General features: G+C 64.7%; 5 protein-coding genes. 1 reads left to right on the top strand and 4 read right to left on the bottom strand.

Going from position 1 to position 4,926, the window contains the following annotated elements; translation table 11 throughout:
• Positions 1 to 186 precede the first annotated feature (186 nt).
• The 4 genes from GM79_RS04665 to GM79_RS04680 form a co-directional block, all read right to left on the bottom strand.
• Positions 187 to 1,398: a CaiB/BaiF CoA transferase family protein gene (locus GM79_RS04665; RefSeq protein WP_235183920.1), complete on the bottom strand. Its 1,212-nt coding sequence runs from the start codon at positions 1,396 to 1,398 to the stop codon at positions 187 to 189.
• Positions 1,399 to 1,577: 179 nt separating this feature from the next.
• Positions 1,578 to 2,231: an ATP-binding cassette domain-containing protein gene (locus tag GM79_RS04670; protein WP_152559834.1), complete on the bottom strand. Its 654-nt coding sequence runs from the start codon at positions 2,229 to 2,231 to the stop codon at positions 1,578 to 1,580.
• 32 nt (positions 2,232 to 2,263) lie between these two features.
• The gene (locus tag GM79_RS24635; RefSeq protein WP_152559835.1) at positions 2,264 to 2,596 is read right to left on the bottom strand and encodes a hypothetical protein; all 333 of its coding nucleotides are present in this window, start codon (positions 2,594 to 2,596) and stop codon (positions 2,264 to 2,266) included.
• Positions 2,597 to 2,637: 41 nt separating this feature from the next.
• Positions 2,638 to 3,384: a class I SAM-dependent methyltransferase gene (locus GM79_RS04680; protein ID WP_035560034.1), complete on the bottom strand. Its 747-nt coding sequence runs from the start codon at positions 3,382 to 3,384 to the stop codon at positions 2,638 to 2,640.
• Positions 3,385 to 3,708: 324 nt separating this feature from the next.
• Between GM79_RS04680 and GM79_RS04685 the strand changes: the two genes are divergently transcribed.
• Positions 3,709 to 4,926: DEAD/DEAH box helicase (locus GM79_RS04685; RefSeq protein ID WP_051718520.1), on the top strand; the 1,218-nt coding region annotated here is incomplete at its 3' end.

Here is a 4,926-nt window from a genome sequence, read left to right on the forward strand (position 1 = left end):
GGGCGGCACGGCGGGCGGCAATTCTCTGGGCAACGCCGGCGCTTCAGGGGCGGCGGGCGCGGAAACAACGGTTTTTTTGGTGGTTGACTTGGCCATGCGAGAAGTTGAAAAATATCCGAAAACCAGCGGGGTAGGAAAGGTGCAAATTACCGGTGCAAGCACACGGCCGCAACAACTGCGACGGAATCAGCTTACGGGTGGTACGTAGGGAAGCCCGGCAGTAGTTGCGCTTTCCGTAGCCGGCGGGGCCAAAAACCCAGAAACCTCAGCCGCGCCCAGCACCGGCGGGGCGCTCAAATGGCGCACGCGGCCCCAGGTGCTGCTGCCAAAAGCCACCGTGCGCAGCCCCGCGCTCACCGCTTCCGCCCCCGGCAGCAACATGCGCTGCGCCGGCGGCTGCGCCAGGGCCTCCCCCACCGTGCGCACGGCCCCGGCGGGCACCGCGCGCCGCTCCAGCGCGGCCAGCAACGCATCGCCATCCACGGCCGCGATGCGGGCAGTGAGCAATGCTTCCAGCGCGGCGCGGTGCGTGACGCGGGCAGCATTGGTGCCGAAGCGGAAGTCGGCCGCCCAATCGGGCTGCTCCAGGGCTGCGCACAGCTGCCGAAACTGCCCGTCGGAGCCCACGGCCAGCACCAGCCGACGGCCGTTGGCCGCGCGGTACACGGTGCCGTAGGGCACGATGCTGGGGTGGCCGGAGCCCAGGGGCTGCGGGTCGTGACCGGTCACGAGGTACGTGGCCGCCTGATTGGCGAGGGCCGACAGCGCGCTATCGAGCAAACTGACGTGCACCGCGGCCCCGCGGCCGGTCCGTTCCCGCTGGTAGAGCGCGGTGAGCAGTCCTTCCTTTAACTGGTGCGCGGCCAGCAAATCCACCATCGCCACGGGCATTTTTTGGGGTAGCTGGCCGGGGCCGGGCGCGTTGAGGTGCATGAAACCGGCCTCGGCCTGGAGCACGGCATCGTAGCCGGCCCGCGCGGTATCGGGGCCGTAGCCGGTGAGATGGCCGTAGATGAGACGCGGGTTTGCGCTTGATAAGGTAGTGTAACCGGCGCCTAGCTTTTCGGCATCGCCGGGCTTGTAGCTGGCCAGCACGATGTCGGCAGTGGCGGCGATGCCGTGCAGGCTGGTTTGGCCGGCGGCGGTGGTCAGGTCCAGCACCAGCGATTTTTTGCCCCAGTTGGAAGCCGAAAAATAGGCCGAAACAGTAGCGTCATCAGCAGCTGGCGCGGCGGTTTCGGCGCTGGTTTTCCAGGTGCGCGTAACGTCGCCGGCCGGGCTTTCGACTTTTAGTACTTCGGCACCCAGCTCAGCAAAAAACTGGCCCACCTGCGGGCCCGCCAGCACCGAAGCCAGCTCCAGCACGCGCAGGCCGGCAAAAGGAAGCTCGTTATTCATAGAACCGCAAAATAGGTATTGGGAACGCGCCTTGGCGCGTGCGGCGCCTGAGTGGGCGTTTCCGTACCGTCCGCTCTCAGGAGCCGAACGCGCCAAGGCGCGTTCCTACATCCTGTCCTGCACGCTGGTACGGTTTCGGAGTCTCGGCAGTAGCGCACCCCGAAAATACCTTTAGCGCGCTATTGGGCCAGGTAGCCGTAATCCCGCAGCGCCTCCTTCACGTCGCCTTCCAGCTTCAGCAAACGGCCCTGGTGCAGCAAGTACACCACGTCGCAGAGCGGGAGCACCTCGGCGTGGCGGTGGTCGGTGATGAGCAGGCCCTTACGCTGCTTGATTCGCTGCATCTCCTCAGCCAGGGTTTCGACATGCACCGGCATCACGCCGGAAAATGGCTCGTCGAATAGCGAAAACGCAGTATCGGCGTGCAGGAGCAGAAGGGTTTGCAGCAGCCGTGCCGTGCCACCCGACAACTCGCCAGCGCGACAATCGAACTGAGGCCGAAGCTCCGGAAAGCGGGCGGTGGCTTCCGTCAGCTCCACGCCCAGCATACGGGCGGCCTGGCGCAGTGGCAGCGAAGGCGGCAACAGCGGCTCCTGCGGCAGGTAATTGAGCAGTCCCGCCTGGCGGAACGCCGGCACCACCCGCCGGCCGTTCACGCGCACGGAGGCGTCGGCCACGGTCCGGGCTCCGAAAATGGTTTGCAGCAACACCGATTTGCCGCTGCCGTTGCGGCCCAGTAACCCCACAATCTGGCCGGTCTGCACCCGCAGGTAGATGTTGGCCAATACCTGCCGCCCCGCAAACGCAACCTGAATGCCATCGGCTTCCAGCACCTGTGGGCCCGCCGGGCTCCCGGCCGCCGCCCTCACGCCACGCCGGCCCGCATGGCCAATACGCCCCCCAGAAACAACAGGCCATCCAGCGCCACCACGCCGCCCCACAAGCGGCGGCGCGAGAGGCCCAGGTTGAAATAGAACCAGTACTGGCCGGGCCGCAGCTGCTCGGACAAGTACCACACCACCGGCGCCGTGGCCAGCTTGGCGAGCAGCAGCCCCGGCAGCAGGCCCGCGCCCCAGCCCTCGCGCAGGGCCGGCAGCAGCACCGTCGCCAGTATCAGGCCCGAAATGCCCAGCATGAAGGGCGCAACGCTGCGGTAAAACAGGCCCACGGCCCGCAACTGAGTAATCAGAATAGTCATCAGAAACGCTTGGTTCGGCTTCCCAACGCGGCGAGCCGCCATTATTCTACCCGCCCGGCCCGCGCAAAGACTGGGAAGGTGACTGGGCGCGCCTGCGGGCCCCACAGCTGCGTCAGCGCTTCAGCTACCAAGGCCACCATGTCGGCTCCGGCGTGCTGCCGGGCGTAGTTGGCCGTGGCCGACCAGGTGCGTAAGTAATTCAGCATATCGGCGGCCGTCCAGTTTTTTACCACGGCGAAGCGGGCCTGCCGCACGTTGGCGAAGGGGAAGGGCAGGTCGGCATACTCGGTTTCGATGTGGCGACGGTTGGTATCCCAGTACGGGGCTGAGGTTACGTTGTGGAATTCATCGAGCAGTTCGGTTAGCGCGGGCGTTTCGAGGCGGCACAGCTGGTAGCCCCACTCGGCTAGCACCGCGCTGGGCCGGGCCACGCGCCGTACCTCGGCGTGGTAGGCCTCCACATCAAACCAATGCACAGCCTGGGCCACGGTAATGAGGTCGAACCGCTGGTTGGGGAAGGGCGTGTGCTCGGCGGTGGCGGTTTGGTAGTGAATGTTGGGGCGCGGCGAGGCCTGCGCCAGCTGGCTTTCGCTGAGGTCGGTGGCATCGACGCGCACGAAGGTTTCGGCCAGTACCGCCGCAACCTGGCCGTTGCCGGTGGCGCAGTCCCAGGCGCGCTCACGGCTCGCTACCTGGGGCAGCAGCCAGTCGTAGAGCGCGGCAGGGTAATTAATGCGGTAGCGGGCGTAATCGGCAGCTTGCGTAGAAAAACGGTCGAGTGCGGGCATGGTGGTGGGAATTGGGGGGGAGGTGCGTGACGTAAAGAAACGTCATGCCGAGCGCAGCCGAGGCATCTCACGTGCCACCACTAATTCCTACCCTGACGGTTGAGTTACCACCACATGCGAGATACCTCGGCTGCGCTCGGCATGACGTTGCAGATGGCCAATGCGCCCAAACGACCCCAACCGTTACCCGTCGTATCTTTACCCCAAATCAAGCGGTTTGCTGGCCAAAGCATCAAGGTCAGCCTTTTACCATTCTCAATAAGCTGAACCTTGACGTTTCACGAATTTAACCTCCATGACGACCTGCTGGCCGGCATCGACGCCATGAACTACCAGCAGGCCACGCCCGTGCAGGAGCAGGCCATCCCCAAAATCCTCGACGGCAAAGACCTCATTGCCTGCGCCCAGACCGGCACCGGCAAAACCGCCGCCTACCTGCTGCCGCTGCTCGACAAGATTTCGCACGACAAGCACGGCCACACCACCACCCTCATTCTGGTGCCCACCCGCGAGCTGGCCACCCAGATTGACGAGCAGGTAATGGGTTTCGGCTACTACGTGGAAGCCAGCTCGATAGCCATTTATGGCGGCGGTAAATCCGAGAACTGGGAGCAGCAGAAGCGCGCCCTCACCTCTGGGGCCGACATCATCATCGCCACGCCCGGCCGCCTCATTGCGCACCTGCAGATGGGCTACGTGAAGTTTGACCAGATTAAATACCTGGTGCTGGACGAGGCCGACAAGATGATGGACATGGGTTTCAGCGATGACATCTTCAACATCGTGCGTCAGCTGCCCACCAACCGGCAGACCCTGCTGTTTTCGGCCACCATGCCCACGAAAATCCGCGACTTCTCGCAGCAGATTCTCAAGAACCCCGAGGAAATCCGCCTCGCTGTTTCCAAGCCCGCCGCCGGCATCGACCAGCAGATGTACATGGCCTTCGACCGCCAGAAAATCTACATTCTCGAGCACATCATCAAGACCCAGGAAGTGCAGAGCATGGTGCTGTTCACGAGCCAGAAAGCGGCCGTGGGCGGCATCGTGAAGGCCGTGAACAAGCTCGGCATCGAGGCCCGCGGCATCAGCTCCGACCGCACCCAGGAAGAGCGCGAGGAAATCATGCGCGCCTTCAAAAACAAGCAGTTTCCCATTCTGGTGGCCACCGACGTGCTCAGCCGCGGCATCGACATCGACTCGCTGAGCCACGTGGTGAACTACGACATTCCCCGCGCCGCCGAAGACTACGTGCACCGCATCGGCCGCACCGCCCGCGCTGCCACCAAGGGCACGGCCATCACTTTCATTTCCGACCAGGACCAGGACCGGGTAATTAAAATTGAGAAGCTCATCGAGCGCGACCTCGAAAAGCGCAGCATCACTGAGGAGTTGGGCCTGGGCCCGGCCCCGGAGTTCGACCCCAAGCGCTTTGCCGGCCTGGGTGGTAAAATCGGCGGCCGCCCCGAGCGCGGTGGCCGCAGCGGTGGCAGTGGCGGCGGCCGCGACCGTGGCCCACGCAGCGAAGGCGACCGGGGCCCGCGC

The organism is Hymenobacter sp. IS2118, assembly GCF_000715495.1.
Classification (GTDB): Bacteria; Bacteroidota; Bacteroidia; order Cytophagales; family Hymenobacteraceae; genus Hymenobacter.